17 protein-coding genes are annotated in these 22455 nt (G+C 47.1%); 9 read left to right on the plus strand and 8 right to left on the minus strand.

Annotation, left to right across the window (positions count from 1 at the left end; genetic code table 11):
• The 3 genes from KP806_RS00005 to KP806_RS27895 form a co-directional block, all read left to right on the plus strand.
• On the plus strand, positions 1-427 hold a 427-nt coding region (locus KP806_RS00005; RefSeq protein WP_224721514.1), incomplete at its 5' end, for an S-layer homology domain-containing protein.
• A gap of 260 nt (positions 428-687) precedes the next feature.
• On the plus strand, positions 688-927 hold the full coding sequence (locus KP806_RS27890; protein WP_397376348.1) for a polysaccharide deacetylase family protein: 240 nt from the start codon (positions 688-690) through the stop codon (positions 925-927).
• Positions 917-1288 carry a hypothetical protein gene (locus KP806_RS27895; RefSeq protein ID WP_397376337.1) on the plus strand — a complete coding sequence of 124 codons (372 nt, stop codon included), beginning with the start codon at positions 917-919 and terminating at the stop codon, positions 1286-1288. The genes KP806_RS27890 and KP806_RS27895 overlap by 11 nt, the downstream gene beginning before the upstream one ends.
• 448 nt (positions 1289-1736) lie before the next feature.
• Here the strand turns inward: KP806_RS27895 and KP806_RS00015 are convergent, their stop codons facing one another.
• The 3 genes from KP806_RS00015 to KP806_RS00025 all read right to left on the minus strand — a co-directional run bounded on the left by KP806_RS00015 (position 1737) and on the right by KP806_RS00025 (position 6560).
• Positions 1737-3404 (minus strand): cellulase family glycosylhydrolase, encoded by a 1668-nt coding sequence (locus KP806_RS00015; RefSeq protein ID WP_224721515.1) that lies wholly within the window; start codon positions 3402-3404, stop codon positions 1737-1739.
• 502 nt (positions 3405-3906) lie between these two features.
• Positions 3907-4710 carry a rhodanese-like domain-containing protein gene (locus KP806_RS00020; protein WP_224721516.1) on the minus strand — a complete coding sequence of 268 codons (804 nt, stop codon included), beginning with the start codon at positions 4708-4710 and terminating at the stop codon, positions 3907-3909.
• Positions 4711-4745: 35 nt separating this feature from the next.
• Positions 4746-6560, minus strand: a complete 1815-nt coding sequence (locus tag KP806_RS00025) for an alpha-galactosidase (protein ID WP_224721517.1) — start codon at positions 6558-6560, stop codon at positions 4746-4748.
• 124 nt (positions 6561-6684) lie between these two features.
• On the opposite strand from KP806_RS00025, the gene KP806_RS00030 reads away from it, so the two are divergent.
• A complete protein-coding gene (locus tag KP806_RS00030) occupies positions 6685-7509 on the plus strand; it encodes an AraC family transcriptional regulator (protein ID WP_224721518.1) in 825 nt (274 codons plus the stop codon).
• A 36-nt stretch (positions 7510-7545) separates the two neighbouring features.
• Here KP806_RS00030 and KP806_RS00035 read toward each other — a convergent pair whose 3' ends face one another.
• On the minus strand, positions 7546-8337 hold the full coding sequence (locus KP806_RS00035) for an AraC family transcriptional regulator (RefSeq protein WP_224721519.1): 792 nt from the start codon (positions 8335-8337) through the stop codon (positions 7546-7548).
• 205 nt (positions 8338-8542) lie between these two features.
• On the opposite strand from KP806_RS00035, the gene KP806_RS00040 reads away from it, so the two are divergent.
• From KP806_RS00040 to KP806_RS00050, 3 genes are all read left to right on the plus strand, one after another.
• Positions 8543-9664, plus strand: coding sequence for a glycoside hydrolase family 5 protein (locus KP806_RS00040; RefSeq protein WP_224721520.1), 1122 nt, complete (start codon positions 8543-8545; stop codon positions 9662-9664).
• Positions 9665-9833: 169 nt separating this feature from the next.
• Positions 9834-11840: a beta-galactosidase gene (locus KP806_RS00045; protein WP_224722388.1), complete on the plus strand. Its 2007-nt coding sequence runs from the start codon at positions 9834-9836 to the stop codon at positions 11838-11840.
• Positions 11824-13557 carry a glycoside hydrolase family 2 protein gene (locus KP806_RS00050; RefSeq protein WP_224721521.1) on the plus strand — a complete coding sequence of 578 codons (1734 nt, stop codon included), beginning with the start codon at positions 11824-11826 and terminating at the stop codon, positions 13555-13557. Before KP806_RS00045 ends, KP806_RS00050 begins: the two co-directional genes overlap by 17 nt.
• A gap of 342 nt (positions 13558-13899) precedes the next feature.
• On the opposite strand, the gene KP806_RS00055 is transcribed toward KP806_RS00050, so the two are convergent.
• Positions 13900-14772 carry an AraC family transcriptional regulator gene (locus KP806_RS00055; RefSeq protein WP_224721522.1) on the minus strand — a complete coding sequence of 291 codons (873 nt, stop codon included), beginning with the start codon at positions 14770-14772 and terminating at the stop codon, positions 13900-13902.
• A gap of 199 nt (positions 14773-14971) precedes the next feature.
• On the opposite strand from KP806_RS00055, the gene KP806_RS00060 reads away from it, so the two are divergent.
• Positions 14972-17686 carry a glycosyl hydrolase family 95 catalytic domain-containing protein gene (locus KP806_RS00060; RefSeq protein WP_224721523.1) on the plus strand — a complete coding sequence of 905 codons (2715 nt, stop codon included), beginning with the start codon at positions 14972-14974 and terminating at the stop codon, positions 17684-17686.
• Positions 17687-17786: 100 nt separating this feature from the next.
• Here KP806_RS00060 and KP806_RS00065 read toward each other — a convergent pair whose 3' ends face one another.
• The 3 genes from KP806_RS00065 to KP806_RS00075 all read right to left on the minus strand — a co-directional run bounded on the left by KP806_RS00065 (position 17787) and on the right by KP806_RS00075 (position 20328).
• Positions 17787-19283: an alpha-L-fucosidase gene (locus KP806_RS00065; RefSeq protein WP_224721524.1), complete on the minus strand. Its 1497-nt coding sequence runs from the start codon at positions 19281-19283 to the stop codon at positions 17787-17789.
• Between the two features lie 131 nt (positions 19284-19414).
• The gene (locus tag KP806_RS00070; RefSeq protein ID WP_224721525.1) at positions 19415-20062 is read right to left on the minus strand and encodes an SGNH/GDSL hydrolase family protein; all 648 of its coding nucleotides are present in this window, start codon (positions 20060-20062) and stop codon (positions 19415-19417) included.
• A 104-nt stretch (positions 20063-20166) separates the two neighbouring features.
• Positions 20167-20328: a hypothetical protein gene (locus KP806_RS00075; RefSeq protein WP_224721526.1), complete on the minus strand. Its 162-nt coding sequence runs from the start codon at positions 20326-20328 to the stop codon at positions 20167-20169.
• Positions 20329-21502: 1174 nt separating this feature from the next.
• Here KP806_RS00075 and KP806_RS00080 point away from each other — a divergent pair.
• A complete protein-coding gene (locus KP806_RS00080; RefSeq protein ID WP_224721527.1) occupies positions 21503-22453 on the plus strand; it encodes an ABC transporter permease in 951 nt (316 codons plus the stop codon).
• The last annotated feature ends 2 nt before the right edge of the window (positions 22454-22455 follow it).

Below are 22455 nucleotides of genomic sequence, written 5' to 3' on the forward strand. Positions count from 1 at the left end.
TTATTTGCTGATGCTGATGCGCGCCCTGGAGCTGGATAACGCTGCAGAGGGCCAAGAGGCAACAGCGGCGGCATTCGTAGATACGAATACGGAGTCGTATTACAGCGAAGCGCTTGCGTTGGCGAAAGCGCTTGGGATCGTGAAAGGCGACCTGAACAATCGGTTCCGCCCGGATGATTCTATAACGCGTCAGGAAGCGATCGTAATGGCGCAGCGGGCAATGGCGGCAGCAGGTATTGAATTGCCGCCGGGCGATGCGGCAAACATGCAATTCCGCGATAGCCAGGACATTTCATCCTATGCTAAGGACGGCGTCGCTGCATTGGTGGAAGCGGGAGTTATCCGCGGATATGATGGCTACCTCCATCCAAATCAGCTGCTGACACGCGCGCAAGCTGCTGTCATGATTCGCAAAGTAATGAACTAGGCTGCTATACCTTAAACCGTGATACCTCCGGCCGGAATGGTCCGGAGGTATTTCGGGTGAAATGTCTATATCATGCTATTTCATGTCTTGAAAATCAAGGTCTACTATTGGTAGTGTGTTATTATCGTTGTAATGCAGTACTCGCTCGAGGAGGATTCATAGTGGGAAACGTGAGCATTGGATTTGACCGGTTTCCGGGAGGGCTTGGCAAGGCGGTCGTGTTTAGTTTTGACGATGGCCGCGAGCAAGACAGGAGGCTGGTGCAGGCATTTAACCGATATGGCCTCAAAGGAACGTTCCATCTGAATTCCGGCAAATTAGGCCAGGAAGGATACATCAGTGCCGAAGAAGCGGCGGACTTATTTCGCGGCCACGAGATTTCGGCCCATACCGTCACGCATCCATTCCTGGAACGACCGCGTTGTGCGTTCGCTGCCGGCGATCGGTATCGAATATGCCCGCACCGTCCAGAGCCATGGCGGCTTCCACATGCCGGATGATCCGCTGAGATGGCATCCGACCTGCCACCACAAGGACATGTTGGAGAAAATCGAACAGTTGCTGGCTTCTAATAGCTGGTTTAGCCGCATGGAGCTATTGTTCATCTGGGGCCACAGCTACGAATTCGACAACGATGATAACTGGGAGCTGGTGGACAGGGCAGGCGAACTGCTCGGCGGCGAGAAGTCGATCTGGAAAGCGTCGATGACGGACATTGTATCCTATCAAAATGCGCTCAAATCGCTCCGCTTCACGGTTGATCGAAGCATGGTGCATAATCCGAATGCCCTTGAGGTTTGGTTTAGCGCAGACGGAGAAGCCGTCCGTATTGCGGCAGGCGAAACGAAGAGGCTGCGATAGCAAGTGATAGTTTTCTAAATATAACAAAAATCTTGGTAAGGTACCGGGTCGCTTCATTATGAAGCCCTGGTGCCTTTTTCGATTTCACCCGGACAAAACACCGTTGAACAAGGGCGAAGCAAGTAAGCGTCAAACCAGCTAATACTTGTCAAGCTTAATGTCTTGGAATGACTAATAACCTCCATGGCAATGGAGGGTTTTTGGTTAAATATGGTTTATTGGTGATAGTGGGAGAACAGTTTGACGTACGGAGTCAATGCCCCTAATAGCCCTACGTTCCCCCGGCCATCGCCACTATAGAACAGCCATAAAAATAGGCCAACCAGAAATCTCAGGCTGACCTAATAATACGAAATAGCCCCCACCTAGCCTAGCAATGGGAGCTATTTGACTCTTACGTTCACTACCGCTTCCACACTCGTTGTTTTTACGTTTCTTTGGGTTTTATTTAGTTAATCGGAACCAACTGCCATTGCTGATTAAAGTTATACTGATTGCCTAATGACCATTGACCAACGGGTGCACTATCATTAGTAGACCAACCTAATACTTCCAGATACTTGCCGCTTGCAGCATTTTTAAATTCGAAATAACCACCGCCTACATCAATCATCTGCCACTGTTGATTATAGCCGCCAAGACCGGAATGTGCCCATTGTTGAGCTGTAGCTCCGTCAGAAGAAGACCAACCCCCGATTTCCAGAACCTTGCCGCTATTACGATTTATAAGTTGATAATTGTTAAGTCCGACATTAAGCAATTCCCATTGCTGATTGTAGCCGCCAGAATACGTATACTGATTTACAGCGGCGCCATCAGCAGTTGAGTAGCCAGATACATCCAGAACCTTGCCGCTATTGCGGTTGACGATCCTATAATAATTACCTATTCCGCTCATGATGCCATCGATGATTCCTTGCTGTATTATTGTGAGGTTATTTCTGTTAATCAATCCAAAATTGGATCCATTATCCCACCATACAGGAACTAAGCTATACTTCTTCGCTGTTGAGACAACTGCTTTTGTCCAAATTGCACGATAGGTATTGTTGGACGAGTCAAGAGCCGACTTATCGATTGCGCCGTATTCTCCGATGACTACAGCATACCCTTGTGTTACGAACTTATCGTACATGGATTTGAATTGTGATTCCAAGTGAGCTTCCTGTCCCCCAGAGTCTTTTTTGGCAGGGTCGGCTGTTGCTCCCCATTGGGTAGCGCCTTCGTTTTCTACTAAAGAGAAGAAGTAAGGATCGTAATAATGTACAGAAATCATGATCCTCTTCTCCGAGCTAGGAACTGTACTTGATCTGTTATTGTCTGTTGGAAGCACAAAGCCCGTGTAACCATTGTTGCCTGCCGTGTAATCAATGTTCGTATTCCAACCTGGAATCAACAGCCATCTTGCCGCATTGTTTCCGCCGGTCAGTCTCACGGTGTCCACAAAGATTTGATTCAACGTATTAATGTTTGAATAAACCGTAAGGTTAGGCTGTGACCCGCTATAATTCACCCCATCGAATACTTCGTTCATAGATTCGAAGATCAAATGCTCGTTGTAATCGACGAATGTATTGGCAATCTGCTGCCAAACCTTTTTATATTTGTCTCGAATCGTATTCTGATCGCTTGCATTCGGTAACAACCAATTATCTGACGGGGTATTGGGGGTTGTAGAGTGAGCGCCATCATGGTGAATATTGAGAATGACAAACAGGCCCTCGCTGTAAGCATAATCAACAACTTCTTTCACTCTGGCCAGATACGCAGAATCAATGGTGTAATTCGGTGCAGGACCGATTTTTTTCATATACGTAACCGGGATCCTAATGGATTTAAACCCTGCTGCTTTTACCTTTTGAATTAACGCTTTTGTGATAACGGGATTACCCCAAGATGTTTCGTTAGGAACACCGTTAATATTAGCATCCAATGCGTTTCCTAAATTCCATCCTGCACCCATTGCCGAAGTAATCTGAGTGGCGCTATATTGTGTGAAATCCCATGTCATATTAGCCGCAGATGCTACAGAACCCAAGCTTGTAAAAACGGTTGTAAACATAAAAACAAATGCAATCATTAATAATTTGCCGGACTTGAACGTAAATTTTGACATTAAATCACCTCTTTATTTTTATATAGTTGGAAAAGAATAACACTTCGCCAATCGCCTCCTAATTCGCTTCTACAGAACGCTCTAGCAACCGCTTTCGGTAAGCGTTTTCAATACTGCGCAATTCAAATTATAATCGTGATCAGTTAGAACCCGCCTTGATTATCTAGCCATCCTTTAGCATATTATAGACTTATTTCGCCGATGTATATGAGGAAAACGGCGGAACAACGATCTATGGTAACTTTAATGTTTATATGAAATGGGAAGAAGCTTAAAGCTTCAGGAGGTGTACTATTTGGGAGCTAAAAAACATTACAGTTCCTGCAATAGCATTAATGCATGGATGAGTAGCACAAGACGCATTGCTGGTCAAAGTCAATTTAAAGTTGATTATTTCAAAACTGGGCTAGCTGACGACGATTCAAGAAATGCTATGTGGATTCGCGTGAACGTCAAACCAGCCCCCACCTTGTCATCAAGATGGGGGCTATTACGATGGATGTTATTCTTGTACTCGACAGATTGTATACGGATACCGCTCTATACCTGGAATCGTGTAGATTCTGCTATAGCCTGCATCTATAAGGGTTTGTGCCGCTAAAGAACTCTTATACCCCTTTTGACAGTAAAGGATTAATGGAGTAGCCTTTCTCGCACATACCGAGAACGGGTTATTGGAGATGTCCTGTACCGGTATACAAATGCTATCCTGGATATGCCCTGTTTGGTAATCCTCATGAGTCCGCACATCTATTAGCATGGCAGCAGGATCATTTACCATCAGCGCCCATGCTTCATCGGGGGTCAGACATTTACTTTGAAATACTCTGCCCTCCTTCTGAGGAATACGCTGCTCCCTATCAAGCATTCTTACAACAACTGCTGCAGCTTCCGCATGAGTTAAGCCGCCCACAACATCGAACAGGTTAGGGTCACGCCCAAGCATTATCCCTTTCACATACACCTGCGCTATATGCATAACGCAGGTATGGCAGGAATATAAGTCCCTAAGATGTTCTGCCGCCGACCATTCGTACTCATCTCTTTCTCCGAATTCTGTTAAAAGCGCCTCATGAACGATTCTTGCAGCGGAACGGCGCTCAATGGGTTTGCTTATGTTTGTTAGATCATAGTCCTCGATTATTCCCTTATGCAACGCGTAATCCATATACCCTGATGACCAGCTGCCGCGCGTTGGCTCTATATGGCCTTTATTGCTTCTAATGACCATGGTCACAAACTGTTCAGTAGTAATAGGATCCTCGGGATGAGGTTTGGCTTCCGCATCAAAGTCTACTGTTTCCATTCCTTTTCTCCTATTATTCGGGTGAAGTTCTCAGGTTATACAGGAGTAACTCTTATGGTAACATTGTCATAGGCGTCAATGCCTGTAACAGAGAAGGTCTTTGAAATGCTCGTTGTAATCTCGCCTGTCCACAAATCCTTTAAGCGATAGCTTGCAGCATTTTTAAATTTTTCGGCATCCATCATTTTATGCCCAACATAATCGATAATGCGGCTTACATCAACGGAATGCTCCTTCGTATCTCTTGAGTCGCTGAGATTAATAAAGGATATGGCAATATCTCCGTTCGCAAGGGGCTTGACAAGAATATCAATACGGTTGGTATTGGCAATATAGGCCGTATCGGGATTAGTATTATCGATAGAGCAGTAAATTCTTTTGGCCTGAATACCAAGGGGATCCTGATTCAATGCGATTACATCTTTGTTCGCAATAATCATCCATAGCTCGTCACCCTTTGCAACCCGTCTTAAATCCATTCCTAGCATAATCGGAGAATTCATCATACACCACATCGTCATATGCGTTTTACTCATGGTAGTTGTAATTCCGTTCATACCGATTACGAGCATATCGGGATCGTTCCACCCCTTGTCAAGTCCGGCAAACTCGTCCATAATAACCGCCTTGCTGTACTGCGAGGTAATGCTTGCGGTATGGTTTGAACTCCATTCGGCGGAGCCCGGATTGCCATCGGAGCCGACACTGAAGGTTATATCATTAAGAATACGCCAGGAGTCTCCAACCTTATATCCCCAGTTATGAGGCTGCGTTTTACCCCATTCACAGATTGAGAAAACAATATCATGATTAGGGTCAGCCATGTTCAAGCCCTCGAGCAAAGCCGCATAGGAATTAAGGGTATTTTCCTGCCTTCTGTGGTTCATAAGACGTATGATATTTTCTCCCTCATTTAAGAATACCGTTATTTCTTCCGAATCTGCAAAGGCAGCTGTACTTTGGGTAAGAGGGAGCAGATTATCAAAATATCGGGTTTCATGATCTGCGTTTCCTACGGCAAGCTGAAGCCAGCGTCCAGTGCCATTCTCCTCACCGCTTGCGTAATTTACGGTTATGGCGTATTTTCCGCTTGCCGGCGCGTTCACGGTAAACTCAAGCTCGCTCCAGCGGTCGCCCACAGGTGTTGTACCCACGTTTGTTCCGTCGAATGTACCGATATTTGTCACATAGTCGCCCCTGTTTTTTGATGCGCCCTGGCCTCGAAGCACACCGTCCTTTACAGCACTTAATGTTATCTCCAGTTCTTCACCCGTAACCGTTATGCTTCTGATATTCGGGGCATAGGAATATTTGGCATTTGTTGAGTCTGAGAACGTTGCATTGTCCCAAAGGTAGTAGCAGTTATCAACCTTTATAAAGTCAACCCCCCAGTCTATATAAGACCTCGTGTCGACATCCTCAAAGCCGCAAGTGCCTACCGCAGAGCCTGCACAAAGATGAGTACCTATATCGTTGTACATGCCGAATTTAAGTCCCTTGCTGCGGATGAAATCGGATAATGCCTTAAAGCCGCTTGGAAATTTAATCGTTTCATTAGAAAGCAATCCGTTTACGCGTTCGGACTTATAGCAGCCGTCATCGAGCACGACATACTTGTATCCCAGATCCGCAAGTCCCAAATCAACCATTGCTTCTGCCATTGCCTTTGTAAGTGCCTCGTTGTTCTTGCTGCCAAAAGCGTTCCAACTGTTCCAGCCCATGGCAGGAAGGCGTCCCTGCTTTTTATTTAAAAGCACCTTACCGTTTGAGAACGCCGGAAACATATAGTCAGGATCCGTGATCTCGTCCGGCGCAGTCCTTGATGTAGCTCTAGCCGATACTTTTACCATAAGAAATCCTCCTCGTAAGTCGCATTTTGATTGTTATGATAGGACAAATTAATGTGTTAATAAATATGTTTTTATCGAGTGATTATGGGGAAATGTGATATATTATCTTCGGGAGCTGATTTCAATGAAACTCTATTATGCAAAAAGCCCTTTAATCTCATCCGATATTTATCCCATGCAATATGGTGAACAGCAGTGTGATAACGGATATTCCTTCGGACCTGCAGTGCGTAACTTCTATTTAATCCATTACATATACAGCGGGCAAGGCGAATTGCATATTAATAACAAAGCTTATAAAGTACATGCAGGACAGTTTTTTCTGATTTATCCGAAACAAACGGCCTATTATAAGGCGGATGACAATGAGCCGTGGCTGTATCGCTGGATTGAGTTTGACGGCAGCTTTTCGGAAAAGATAATGGCTGTGACAGGTTTCTCACACGAAAACCACGTTATAAATGACGATAATGGCGTCGGAAACGCACTTAAAAATATAATCGATTTAGGCTGGTCTGATTTTGAAACAATCATGAGCCATTTTTGGCCATTTATTGCGGCACTTACGAAGGGTAAATTATTAAAGAAAGATGAGAATACGGCAGAAACATATGTCTCGAATGCAAAAAACTATATAAGAAGCAATGTTCACAAAAGGATATCCGTTTTTGAAATTGCACATTTTTTAAACATAGACCGCAGCCATCTGGCACGTATCTTCAAAAGCATTTGCGGCATAAGCACACAGCAGTTTATCATTTCTCTTAAAATGGAGACGGCTTCACAGTCACTCAAAAAAAGCAGTATGACCATTAAAGAAGTTGCGGGTAGTGTCGGATATGACAATCAGATGGAATTTTCGAAGCTGTTTAAAAAACACTTTAATATGACTCCCACACAATGGAGAGAACAAGAATTCTTTCAACAGTCCATAAATAACTATGAATGAATGGTGCTGAAAAAAGCCCCGTCAAATTGACGGGGCTTATTTGTGCTGCTTCCTATATTCTGTTGGTGTAAGCCCGAATTTCTCTTTAAATTGTCTCATAAGATGGAAGGCATTGCTGTATCCGCTTTGCACAGCAATCGAGTCCAGCGTTAAATCTGTTGTTGCCAGCAGAGCTTTGGCACATTGAAGGCGGCTATGAATAATGTCGGTCATCACATTGACGCCGAACATTTTTTTGTAGGTGTGCTGGAAACTCGACAAGCTCATGGATAGTTCATAAGCCAACTCTTTTACAGAGGGGATTGACACAGGGTTGCTGCGAATTCGGATGCGAACGTTAATCATATTTGTATATTTTGCAGAAATCTTTACCGATGGAAAGTGAAGCCCCATATGAAGTTTGCGGCTGAGCATAATAAAGAAAATATTCAAATAATGCTTGACAGCATCCATACTGTAAGGACCCGCCGTATAAAATTCATAAGTCATTTTCTGTACAATTGATGATATCTCAGAAATATCCCCTAACCACGTAATCGTGTTGTAGGGAATATTAAGTTTGCCGATAAATTCCTTATCCTCGTCGTCAACACTGAAATAGAACCAGTCGTCCACGTACTTATCACCATATGTACGATAATGCTGGGGGGCATCGCCGGTATACAGAATAAAGGAATTTTCCTTCGTGATTACTTCTTTATCGTTTTGCATAAAGACGGCTGGCGTTTTGATTAGTAATAGAATCCAACAGCTTCCAATGCCATTTGGGCGATCGATCGCAAAGGTTTTGTCATGGGAATGATTATATCCGATTACGTGTAATTCCATGAAATCTGCTTCCTTTCATCCTATTTATTTAGCATAACATCGATTTGCACGTTCCGCTATGACGAACTTAGTCAAAAGCAACAATGATAGGCATTATAAATTCATAGGTTTGCAGAAAATGATACCCTAATATGCGCGTTTAGCTATCGGGCTTACAAACGACGTATATTATAATTTTAAAAAAAGTTGGGGAAAAGGAGTGCAAATGAAAAAGAATTTAATCATTCTATTAATTACAGTGCTTTCAATGCTAGCGGCTTGCTCCAAGGATGAACAAGGCGCGCCAATGCGGGAGATCACAACAATGGAGCTTGTCAAGGAAATGGGAATCGGCATTAATTTGGGCAACACGTTTGAGTCCACAGGCGACTGGATTAGCGGCATCAGTGTTACAAGTTATGAAACGGCCTGGGGAAGTCCCATTATTACGGAGGAAATGATTAAAGGTTATGCCAACGAAGGTTTTGGCGTCCTTCGAATTCCCGTTTCGTGGTCCAATATGATGGGCGAGGATTACACGATCCATCCCGACTATCTGGCCCGGGTAAAAGAAGTTGTAGATTGGGCACTGGACAGCGGTTTGTATATTATACTGAATCTTCACTGGGACGGCGGCTGGTTTGAGAAATTTCCGACAGAAAAAGAAGAATCGATGTACAGATATACACGTATATGGACACAGCTGGCGGATTCATTTAAAAGCTATGACGATTATCTGATGCTCGAGTCTTTCAATGAGGAAGGTAATTGGCTTAATTTATGGAATTATTACGCCGGCACTAACGGCAAAGAAGAAGCTTATTCGCTGGTGAATGAGATCAATCAGACATTTGTAGATATTGTGCGCGGTTCCGGAGGCAACAATAACCGACGCCACCTGTTGATTGCCGGTTATATAACGGATATCGAGAAGACCGTTGATGAACTTTATAAGATGCCAAACGATCCCCAAAATCGCAGTGCGGTATCGATCCATTATTACACGCCTCCAACATTCGCCATCCTGGATGAGGATGCGGATTGGGGAAAAGCGGATCCGGAATGGGGGACGAATGAAGACTTCGCCGAGCTGAACAAGCTCATGGACATGGTGAAAACACGTTTCATCGACGAAGGCATCCCCGTTATTATGGGGGAGTTTGGTGTAGCTACAAAAAATAAGACGCAAGAAATGATACGGCTCTATCTCACGTCGGTGAACGAGGCCGCTTATTCCCGAGGAATTACCCCGGTTCTATGGGATGTTACAAATGTATTTTACAACCGAGATATATCTGAAATGAATGATAAGGTGCTGCTTGAGCAGCTTATGGCTGTCAAACGGTAGAAAATTACGAAACCGTCAAATTATTTGACGGTTTCCTTCAATTCGGCGCTCTACATCATAGAGGCTATATCATGCTATTCCATGACCTGAAAATGATGGTTCATTATGATCCAGTGCTCTATAATTTGATGTGAAAGTATTGGGATATAGGGGTGGATATGAATTGAGAATGGGTGTTGACTATTATCCGGAGCACTGGGAGCGCTCGATGTGGAAGCAGGATGCAAGGCTGATGCGGGAGACGGGAGTCAGCCTGATTCGTGTGGCCGAATTCGCTTGGTCACGTCTGGAGCCGGAGGAAGGCCGGTATGAGTTCGGCTGGCTCGATGATGCAATCGATGTCTTCTATAAATACGGTATCCATGTCGTCATCGGCACGCCATCCTGCACGCCTCCTAATTGGCTCGTGGAGCGCTTTCCGGATGTGCTTCCCCGCGACGCTATGCTGAATTCGCGTTATCCGGGCATTCGCGGTCATCGCTGCTACAACAGTCCTTCCATGCGTTTATTTTCGGCGAAAATCGTGGAGAAGCTGGCCTCTCATTATGCCAATCACCCGGCGGTGATCGGTTGGCAGATCGATAATGAGTTCAGCCTGAACGAGTGTCATTGCGAGAATTGCAACAACCGGTTTCGCGAATGGCTGTCGAAGAAGTACGGTACTTTGGATGCCTTGAATCAGGATTGGGGTACGGTTGTCTGGAGCGGTGAATATAGCTCCTGGGAGCAAATCACTACACCGCTTGGCGGCACAAAATTCAGGAATCCGTCTTTTTTGCTCGACTGGAAGCGGTTCGAAACCGAATCCGTAGTGGAATTTCAACGATTGCAATTAAATATTCTGCGAAAATATTGCCCGGACCATTTTGTCACGCATAATATTTGGAGCTATCCGATGTCTCTCGACTATTACAAGCTTTGCGAGGAATTGGACTTTGCTTCCCTTGATTATTACCCGGGCACGAGCCCGGAGAAAGCGGTTTCAGGCGGATACAACGGCGCATTAACGCTCGATTTAACCCGGGGTATCAAGAGACAAAATTTCTGGATCATGGAAACGATAAGCGGTCCTCCCGGATGCTGGTTTCCGATGTGGCGGACCCCGCAGCCCGGATTTATTCGGGCCTTCGCTTGGCAATGTTTGGCCCGCGGCGCCGACACGCTCGTCCATTTCCGTTGGCGAAGCGCTCCGTTTGGCGCCGAACAGTTTTGGCACGGATTAATCGACCATAGCAATGTACCCGGCAGACGATTCGAGGAATACCGGATGTTATGCGATGAAGTGAACCGGCTTTCTCCTGTCCTGGCTGAATCAGAGGTGCTCGGCGAGGCTGCCGTTCTCCATTCGCATGATTTGTACAATGCGTTCGAGATTCAACCTCAGGCAGAAGGCATGAATTATTTCGACAATCTGAAGCTTTATCACCGGGCTCTGACCAAATCGGGCATTCTGACGGATGTGGTGAATACAACGGACGATCTGGACAAGTATCGCCTTATTGTTGCGCCGTCGCTCTATTTGATGGATGAAAAACTGGCGGATAAGCTGAAGAATTGCGTGAAGAACGGAGCCACCTTAATTTTGACGAATCGTACCGGCGTAAAAAATATGAGCAACGTATGTTGGATTCATCCGCTGCCTGCTCATCTAGCCGAGGCTGCGGGCGTAACCGTATCGGAATACGACCCCGTCGGCCATGACGTGCATACGATCCGCATGCTGGACGGAAAGACGTATTCGTGCAGTCAATGGTGCGATGTTCTGGAGCCTGCGGGCGCTGAGACGGTTGCTTGGTATGAGGACGATTTCTATGCGGGTAAACCGGCTGTGACGGTTCATTCCTATGGGAAGGGCAAAGTATACTATATGGGTATCGTTGCCGAGGAAAGCTTCTACCTGGAGTTGTTCGGGAAGGCTGCGGATAGCGCGGGTCTATCCCGACTTACCGGTTTGCCGGAGGGCGTGCAAATTTCGATTCGCCGGAAAGGAAACTCGAATTATTTGTTCCTGTTGAATTTGACGCAAAAGCAGCAAACAGTTGAGCTGAAGGGCACGTATAGGAGCCTTCTGCAGGAGACAAGCGTTGGTCCTGATTTATGCATGGACCCCTATGCGGTTGAAATCGTTGAGTTAGATCAAGAGTTTGGAGGAATATCCAATGCTGCGACTGTTTAGAACGAATGAAATACGCGATGTTCAGGAACTGGAAGGCGATTGGGATTTCCAACCGATTAACGGAATTGAGGGATTGCCGTCGTGCTACGAATACCGGATGCCCGTGCCCGGGTGTTGGGAGATGCATCCACAGTTTGCGACCTATCAGGGGAAAGGCGTATACCGGCGCACCGTAGAAATATCGCGGAAAGGCCCCATTCGGCTTGTTTTCAAAGGCGTGAGCCATACAGCTAACGTATTCTTTGACGGAATTCCGGTAGGGGACCATTATAATGCCTATACGCCGTTTGCCGTTGTCATTCCGGATGTCGAACCGGGAACGCATGAGGTTGCAGTGATCGTGGACAATTCGTTCGGCGAATCATCCGCGCTCCATGTTCCGAACGATTATTATACGTATGGCGGCTTGATCCGCCCTGCGGCCATTGAGCTGCTGCAAGAGTTGTTCATCGAACGAATCGCGTTTACGCCGATTCGTTCGGCTGATGGCTGGCAGGGCTCGATCAGCCTCTATGTACGGAATATCGGACAACGAGCTCGCCGCGCACGGCTGCAGCTCAGTCTGGCGGGTTGGGACATTGCCGCAGGCGAGGCAAGCGTGATGCCGGGTGAAACTGTCGAGATTCCGATTACGGAACCGTTCCCTGGCGTTACTCCGTGGTCGGCGGGTGATCCTAAGCTTTATCTGCTGAAGGTGCGTCTGTATGAAGAAGGGGAGGAAGCTCCCGTGGATGATTTGATAGAGCGGGTCGGATTTCGCACGGTGACAACGGAGAGCGGGCGCATCCAGGTTAACGGCGAGGACGTTGTTCTGAAGGGCTTCAACCGGCACGAGGATCATGCGCTGGCAGGAGCCGCTATTCCTTACCAGCTTATGGTGCACGACATCGAATTGATGCTGGACATGGGAGCCAACACCGTACGGACCAGCCACTATCCGAACGACGAACGGTTTCTTGATTTGTGCGATGAGCGGGGCTTGTTCGTATGGGAAGAAAATCATGCGCGGGGCCTAAGTCTGGAGCAAATGAAGCATCCTTTGTTCGCCAAGCAATGCGAGGATTGCAACCGGGAGATGGTGGAGAACCATTTCAACCATCCGAGCATCATCATCTGGGCTATACTGAACGAATGTGCAAGCGATTCGCCGGAAGGCCGGGAGATGTACCGGACGCAGCTTGAGCAAATCCGGGCGATGGATTCGTCAAGGCTGCTAAGCTTTGCTTCGCATCACCGCGATCGCGAGCTTTGCTTCGATCTTGCGGATATCGTCTCGTTCAACTTGTATCCGCTCTGGTACGGAGATGAGGATCCGCTGGAGCTTGTCAAGCAGGCGAGACTTTGGGCGGATGAGGCCGGCGGATTTGGAAAGCCGATGATTATGAGCGAATTCGGCGGTGACGGCTATTACGGTTATCGCGACCCGAGCCGGGTGAAAGGAACCGAGGAGCGTCATGCCGATATTATCGAAAGCAATTTGGCGGCGTATACGTCCGTCCCGTTCTTGTCCGGCATGCTGATCTGGCAATTTTGCGATTGCAGGGTAACGGAAGGTACGGGGTGGCTGCTGACCCGCGCGGGAACGCAGAACAGCAAGGGGATCGTCGACCGGTACCGCAGACCGAAGCTGGCTTATTCCGTTGTGAAGAAGTATTTTGCAGGACGGCAACTGAGCTCCACAAACCCTCGTGATTTGGCAGAAGTGGAGGATGCTTGAAGAGCACCATAGCAATCAAATATAAACCTTCATTAATCGGCCTTAGCTTCGAACGTTATCGGAGCGAGGCTGGTTTTTGTGTTGACCAAGTTCAGCGGCTCAATCTATAAACCAAAGGAGAAAGTGCGTACACTATAGACTATCGATCGAGGGCCGTATGATTTCTTCTGAATTCACCCGGTGTCAGTTCCTCGGAGGCAGGCAAACCTATCTCATAAAGGTAATTTAATGGACCGCGTTTGCTTAAACTCCGCTCATCCTTCTTCGCCTTCTCGGAACTTTCTCGGTTCTCGGTCCTGAAATTCCGGCTTTTTTGAACACGCACTTAGAGGTCTGACAAAGTTAGCCTCGATTTAAGGTGCGAAAATCCCCTGCCGAGACGCTGTGGTACTTCTTGAACGCGTTACAAAAAGATTCCAATGAAGAAAAGCCGGCATGCTCCGCGATTTCACTAACGGACATGGAGGTCGTATGAAGAAGATGGGCAGCAGCCGTCATTCTAGCCTTTGTCAGCATCTGTGTAAACGACATGCCAAAATAATGATGAATGATTCTCTCCGTCTGTCTCACGCTTAGGCCAAGCTTCTGCGCGAGTGTCCGAACGGTTATATCATGAAAACCGGTCCGAAAGCTGTTTTCAATGATGACGACTCTCTCGTCATCTAGCGTTTTTAGCGGCATGATAGTGGTTGTCGGATAATTATTCGTATAGTTTCTGACCAGCTTGATGACGATCTGTTCGATAATATTCTGAACGGTCCTATACCAGCCGATATACCGGTTGGAGGTTTCGCTGGAGAGCTGTTCGAACAGCTGCAGCAAATTCTGCTTGTCCTGACCGAACCAGAAGCTCGTATGAACGAATTGTTCTGCAATGTAGGAAAGATCCGGATCATCGCCAGCCGTATGGGCCAGCACTTCAAAGCAAATACAGTATTCTGCCATTGGGTCGGAGAGATCCGTAATTTGCTCATGAACAATATCTGGACCGGTCATGTAAAGCGTGCCGGGCAAGATCGGATATTTATGGCCGTTTGCTGCAAGGATTCCCTGGCCGCAAGGAATATAATGCAGCTCGTAGCTTTTCATGCTGTGGCTGTGTTCCACATAGGATTGATGGAAGTACCCGTAATGGACATACAAAACATTTAATAATAAACCGCCTAAAGAAAGCTTGACATTCATGTTTTCAACATTTATTTTTGGGAGCTCCATTCGGGCTTTCCCCCATTCGATATTGTTGGTTTTATTCATTTATTTTCATATTAAAGGTGTTATATTCTTAACGCAATACGACGCCTGCGCGATTGCGACATCTTGCTGTTTATGATGTCGCTTTGAACGATTCATGAACCTACTGCCGCCGGATATAATTAGGTCCAAAGCTATTAATTTCAGATAGGGGAGTAGTGGAATGGCTAAAGCGGCTGATGTTAAACGAGTGTACGATAAAGGAAATTATTCTCGTACCTATACAGAGGTGCCAAGCTCAGATCCCGGACGGGCATGGCGGGAAGGGATGGTTAGCGGAAACGGCGAGAATGGTTACATCATGTCAGGATCGCCGTATACGGATAGCATTATTTTCCAATTTATGTGGTTCAACTTCCCGTCCCCGGATCCAAGGGAGATCCCGGAAGAATTGACGGGACAGCTTGCCGATGCGAGACAAAATGTATTTCAGCTGAACGATCAATGGAAGATAACCCACGCGGACGGAAGGACAAGGCGGAGAACCTTCTTCTATGGCTATCATCCGGGTCATCAACTCAGACTAAACATGACGAATAAAGGCACCGTAACCGAATATGAGCGATGGACGAATTATGAGACGGCCGAGACTGGTGTGCGTTATGCCGACGAATTCGGCGAGTGGATTCGAACTTCATTTACTTCCAGAGAAGACAATATCTCGATTATGAAGATTGAACGATCCTCTGCCGGCGCTAAGCTTAACATGACGATTTCTATCGATGACATTTCGAGCATGTACAAAGCCCAGGACGGGATGTCTGAGATCACGGCGCTCCAATACAAAAAGCTGGTGGACCCGAATGCCGACTATATCGCACAGGTTGCCCATTATCCGTCTTATCCGGGCAGCGAGCTGATCGACGGAGGATACGCAGGTCTTACGCAGGTTATTGTCGTTAATGGAAGCAAGAAGCGGGTGCAGCTCGCTGACACGAATGAACCGATGAACGTCGGCGCGGTACAGAACCCGGCCATTGAAGTGGCCTGCGCCGACGCCGTCTATCTCATCACGCAATCGAACAGGACATTCGATATGGGGAAGATCGAAGATTTTGCCGGAATGACGCAATACGCGCTAATTCACGAACTTTTCAAAAATACGAATGCCGCAGCCGAGAAATATAAGGATTCTTCCGGTCAATTCGATTATGACGCCGCCCTCGCGCCGCATGCCGTGAAGCATGCCGCAGAATTTAACGCCGTACGTTTTACGCTTGAAGGCGACGAGGATTTCAAGGGCGCGGACAACGAGGCGCTTATCAACGCGCAGAAGACATCGAAATCCAGAATCAATCATGCTTTTATGGAGCAGATATACAATCAGGGACGATATGCCTTGATTTGCTGCAGCGGTTCAAGCGCGCCGCGGTTGTATGGGATGTGGACCGGAGAGTGGAACCCCGGCTGGCGTGCGATTTATACGCTGGATGCCAACGTGAATTTGCAGGTTTCTCCTATGAACACGGGCCATCTCACATTCGCGCAGCTTGGGTATATCGCATTCTTCCTAAGGAACACATTGGATTTCGAATACAATGCGCGAATGTCTTATGGGATGCATGATGCGATTCAGGTGTCGGTCAACTCGGACGGCGACCGCGGGATGCAAGTGGAATACGACAATGCCTATCCTTTCCAATATTGGAATGCCGGGGCAAGCTGGTGCCTGCTTCCGATCTTCGAGTATTGGCAATGTTACGGCAACCGGCAAATTCCGATTCAACCCAATATGAGGATTCAAGATTTGAAGAAGATTCTTAGCGTAAGGGACGGGGGACTGACGGATGAGGAATTCACACAGTTGGTAGGCAAGGGATATCTGGATTTGGAGCAGGATATTTTGCTGCCGCTGCTTACAAAGCAGGCCAATTTCTGGGAACAGCTTTGTATGCCGGAGTACTACACGGATCCAAGCGGCAATGCATGTTATGAGAAAGGCAAAACAGCGCTGAAGCCAGGCGAAAAATATTTGTTGATCCCTACCTATTCGCCGGAAAATCACCCGATCGGTTACAATAGTACGATCACGGCTAATGCCACCATGGATATTTCAGCAGCCCGGGATGGACTGCATATGGTCATCGCCATAGAAAAAGCGATAAAACGCGAAGGCTATGAAGCTGCGGTTGCCAAATGGGAGACTTTGCTGGCGCTGCTGCCGGATTATAAGGTAGACAAGGACGGCGCGCTGCGCGAGTGGGCAATGAATGAGTATACGGAAAACAACGATCACCGCCATTTGAGCCATCTCTACCCGGCATGGCCTGCGTATGAAACGCAGAACAATTTGGAATTGAGGAAGGCTGCAATTAACGCTGTAGAGAATAGGAATAAATACAATACATCGGACGCGACAGCGGGTCACGGCTGGATGCACAAGGCATTGGTCTGCGCCAGATTAAAGGACGGCGATGGTGTTGTCTCTTCCCTTCTGCCGATGATGACGGATTCCGGCTATTACTCATCCTTGATGACAGACCATGACACGAACAGAAGAAACGACTGCTATTGCACGGATACCTTATTTGGCACATTAGGAGCCGTAAATGAAGCGCTGCTTTTCTCGAATACCGGTGAAATCGAGGTTCTTCCGGCGCTGCCTTCCGAATGGAAATCGGGGTCGATCAACGGACTGATGGCAAGGGCCGGGGTGGAGGTTAAAGAGCTGATTTGGGACAACAACACCGTAACATTTACCTTGCAATCCGCTTCGGACCATAACGAAATTAAAGTGAAAGCCGGTCTTCTTTGGATAAAAGGAATGGTGAACGGGAAGGAAGCTGAGGTACATGACGATGAATTTGGCAAATATCTTCGTATACCGCTGAATGCCGGTATGAACGTTAAAGTTGTATTGATTTTGTCCAATCGATAAGAAGACCTGAGTTATAATAGGACTGAAAGCTAACATCGATAAATGAACAACAAAGCCGGTTGCGTGGATAACGCCAGCCGGCTTTGCTTGTAAATTAAGATTAACCATTTAATTCAATCGCCAAGCAGTTAACGTACGGCGTCGGGCGACTGTCCGGCAGCGAGACGATCAGTGCTCCGTACGACTGTTCGAATGGAACTTCACCCGCTCCAAGCAGCCGGACGGACTTCACTTGGTCTGCCGGAGTCAACGTGCGAATGACGGCGCGATGATCTTCAGGCCACCGCATTTGGAAAGCATACAGAGTATTTCCTTTTTGTGTGAAACGGAAGTCGCCGGCATTCCAAGCTACCCTGTCCTCGGTGAAATGGTCGATGACGACGCGGGAAAGACCTTCGCCCGATACGCGGAACGGCCTTGTGCCGTATACGCCTTCCTCGCAAACCCTAATCCACTTGGCCATCTCTTGCAGGATATGCTTGCATTCGTCATCAATCGTACCGTCCGGCTTCTGCGGAATATTGAGGAGCAGGTTGCCGTTCTTGGCAATGATATCGACCAGAATTTCGATGACGTGCCCCGGTTTCTTGTATTCGGTTTTTACATGGTAGAACCAATCCCCGACACAAGTATCCGTCTGCCACGGCTCAGGCTTGATGTCAGGCTCCTGGCTGCGCTCAATGTCAAGGATTCCGATGCGGTAAACGTCCTGCCTGCGGTCCTTCTGGTTATAAATCGCACGATTCACCCCGCCGTTTGCCGCTGCATTTGTATTGTACAGATGCGCGACCGCTTGCAGTCCGGCTGAGAACTGAGGGTCATCCAGGGGAGCCCACGCTCTATCCCATGCGCTGGCGAACGGCAGCCCGCCGTCGGAGTACAGCAGATCCGGCTGATACAGATCGATGACTTCCTTCATCACGTCGAACCAGCGCTGATGCCACCAAGTATTATCCGTATACCAAGGCTTTAGCTCAGACGACAGATTATTTGGGTCGTAATGCTCGTGGTTCGGCAAATACAAATCTTCGAATGCAGGGTCGTTGCCGTCATAAGGGATGCCCGCGTAAGGGCCTTCCTTGTCCTGACCTTTATTGAATTTATACCAGCTGAACGTTGCTCCCATATGCTCGGTTAGCCCGAAAGGAAGTCCCCGACTGGATGCGGCGGCTTTCCATAGCGCTACAATATCTTTTTTCGGTCCCATGTTGACCGAGTTCCAGCGGTGGATTTTCGAATCGTAGTTAAAGAAGTTGTCGTGGTGCATCGCCTGCGCGACGAAATACTTGGCGCCTGCAGCCACGTACAAATCCATAAGCGATTCCGGATCGAACTTTTCCGCTTTCCACAGCTGAACGATATCTTTATAGCCGAATTTCGACGGATGTCCGTAATGGCGAATATGGTACCGGTATTGCTCGGAATCCTCGCAATACATGTTCCTGGCGTACCAGTCCCCGTACATCGGAACCGATTGTGCGCCCCAGTGCGACCATATGCCCAGCTTCGCGTCGCGGAACCAATCCGGACACTCGAATTTCCAGAGCGATTCAAATGTGGGTTCGAAAGGACCCTTGGCGATTTGCGCTTTAACCATGTATAATTGGCCTCCTGTTTATTGAATATAGCTTTTATTGTAGCAAACAGTTGAAAGTAAAATCCTAACTTCCTCTAGTATATTATTATCTATTATCCCGGAGGCTTTGCGGCAAAACGGCTGACCCTGCTTCAACGAATAGCCAAGGGACTGTTCTGGACGACGGACAGCCATTCGAGGGCAATGAGTTTATGGCCGACAGCCGTCGGATGAACGCCGTCCCATATCCAATAGGCGGCATCCATGCCGGATGAGACCTTGTCGAACGCATCCTGCAAGGGAACGAATACCGCATCGTAATCCTCGGCCAACTGGCGAACAATACGGCTGTAGTCATCGATCCTTTTTCGCCACTCCTCCCATTTTTCCTCAGTGACCCCGGCTTTCAATATAAACGGCTCGCATAACACCAACCCCGCGGAAGGCAACATATCCTTCGTTTCCGCAAGCAAATGCCGGTACGCTCTCTCGAAACGGTCGCCCGATTGACCTGTTATATTCCTCCAAACATCATTGACTCCGATCATGATACTGATCAGATCCGGGTTCAAGTTAATTGCGTCCTCGTCCCAGCGGGCGTACAAATCCGCTACCCGATTACCGCTTACGCCTCTGTTGATGAAATGCGGCCGGTAGGAGGCCAGTTCGAAGCCGAGCTTGCTGGCAATGGTAAATGCGTAGCCGTGCCCCAAAATGTGGTTCGGATCCTCGTTGCGGTCACGGTTGCCATCGGTAATGGAATCGCCTTGAAACAAAATCTTTTGGCGTCTTGGATTCATGTTGCTTTTCCTTTCGTTATTGGATATTTTTTGGAAGTAAGAAGGGAGTCCTGCCCTACGCACGGGCGCAAGGCAGGACTCTTTCATCCCCGAAACGAATCCGGCTAACGATCTTCAAGCTTCGGGAAACCCGCAAAGTTTACGCTGAACGGCCAGAAGCCGTAATAATGAATGGCGGCGATCAAATTCGGATCGTTCAGACCAGAAATCGTGCTTGCAAGCGAATCCACATGCTCTTGCGGGTTATTCGTAAGTAACGTCGGCAATACTAGCGGACGAACATCATTACGAGCGATTTAAAACGAAAGCGACGTTCTCAGCCGATTAGCCATCCGATAACGAGATACTGAAGGATGCGATGGGTAGGAATTAAAGTGTTGGCCGCTTTTGAAAGTCCGAGGGTTTGAAAAGTTTGGCTCAAGCCGATCGTTTCCGGAAAGCCAGGATCACCTTACTACCTGCAAAGTTTGCACCGCGATTTTTGAAGTAGACTTTACCATAAAGATACTCCTGTCTTAGGTAGCGACACATGTAACAGGCTTCAATGTAGTTTTTCACTCACCACCTAAGAAAGCGGTATCAAATTTATTTTAACCGTCCGACCTTACAGATAATAGAACAAAAAATGAACCAAAAATCATATTAAAATTCGTTTCTGCAGCTTACACCTTTCGCATCGCTGAAGATCTGATTTACTCACTTTTATCAGGGATTAAGTTGGGTATATTACAAATTATCCAACATTCATCGATACAGGTTTAACGTCGGTTACGTTCTAGGATACGACGAAATATAGGCAGATCATAAAACTAATCGGTCCATCTGAAAACGGATCAGTCCAAAATCTTAATTCCAGTTGGCCTTTTATGAATACAGCTGATATCAAAACCAATTCGTTTCAACTACTATTTACTTAACGGGGTACTAGAGAAAATCTCCGTTAGCATCGTTATGCTGAAGCGGTCTAGGTGTTAAAGATTAAGCGTTCTCTCTGCGAAAATACGACATCTATTACTATTCATTAGTCGTCTTTACACATAGCATACGGACGTTTGTATTTATATGATTATGTTTATAGACCACATCTAACAGATTAGGGGGATAACCATTTTGTTTTCTGTGATGCAAAATACACGTATGTACAGAAAAGGAAATTACGCTCTCAAAATATGTGGTTTAACTTTCCTTCCAACCATCCCAGAGAGACCGTTATATTTCATCTGACTTAAACCTTTGTGAAGTCATACGTATCTCTAAAAGAGCCCAGCTCTGGAATTCCGGCAGCAAGGGCTCTTTGAATTGAAAAAGATAAAGTAGAACCATCTTGAAAAAGGACACCAAAACCTGCGAAATGAACCGTTTTTTCGAATTGTATGCGCTTTTATAATGTGAGTTAGGAAGGCGGCAGACGCAGCATATCTAAAAAGATCGAAAGATGAGGTGGGATTTATTCAAAACAATCTATTTATAAAGCGGTTTCAAAAACAGCTTCCCTTCCAGCTGTTTGTATGGGCCGGACTCGCGTTTCTGCTGGTTTTCAGTTACATTCCGATGTTCGGGATCATTATTGCATTTAAAAATTATAAAATCTCGACCGGCATCGACGGCATATTTACCAGCTCTTGGGCAGGGCTGGCGCACTTCAAAGAACTGATCAACGATTATAACTTCCCGATGCTGGTACGCAATACGCTCGTTTTGAGCCTATTGAAAATTGTTTTTTCGTACCCGATACCAATTTTGTTCGCCATCCTGCTTAGCGAAGTGAGACACATGTTCCTAAAGCGGTTTGTCCAAACCGTCAGTTATTTGCCTCATTTCATCTCTTGGGTTGTCGTAACCGGCATCTCGTATGCTTTTTTTTCATCAGGGTTTGGTATCTTTAACGATCTGCTGTTGTCTTTGAACCTGATCAAGGAGCCTCTCAATCTATTGACAGATCCGGACTCGTTCTGGGGGCTCGCGGTAACGACTGCGATCTGGAAGGAAGCAGGGTGGTGGACGATTATTTTCCTGGCGGCGCTTGCCGGTATCGATCCTTCCCTGTACGAGGCGGCGGAGATGGACGGTGCAAGCCGGCTCAGGCGTATTTACCACATCACGCTGCCAGGGCTGAAGGGCGCAAGCATCGTCGTGTTGATTTTGACGATCGGAAGCATGCTGGGCGGCGGGCTGGTCGGATCGAACTTTGAGCAGTCCATGCTGCTGGGGAATGCCTTAAACAGCGAAACATCGCAGATCATTCAGACCTATGCGTTTACAATTGGCTTAGCGCAAGGACGTTTCTCCTTTGCGACTGCCATTGATCTCATGCAATCTGTCATCTCCGTTTTCTTGATCTTCACTAGCAACGCCATTGCGAAGCGCGTTTCGGGAACCGGGTTGTTCTAGCA

Origin of the sequence: Paenibacillus vietnamensis, assembly GCF_020169515.1 — a bacterium.
GTDB classification, from domain to species: domain Bacteria; phylum Bacillota; class Bacilli; order Paenibacillales; family Paenibacillaceae; genus Pristimantibacillus; species Pristimantibacillus vietnamensis.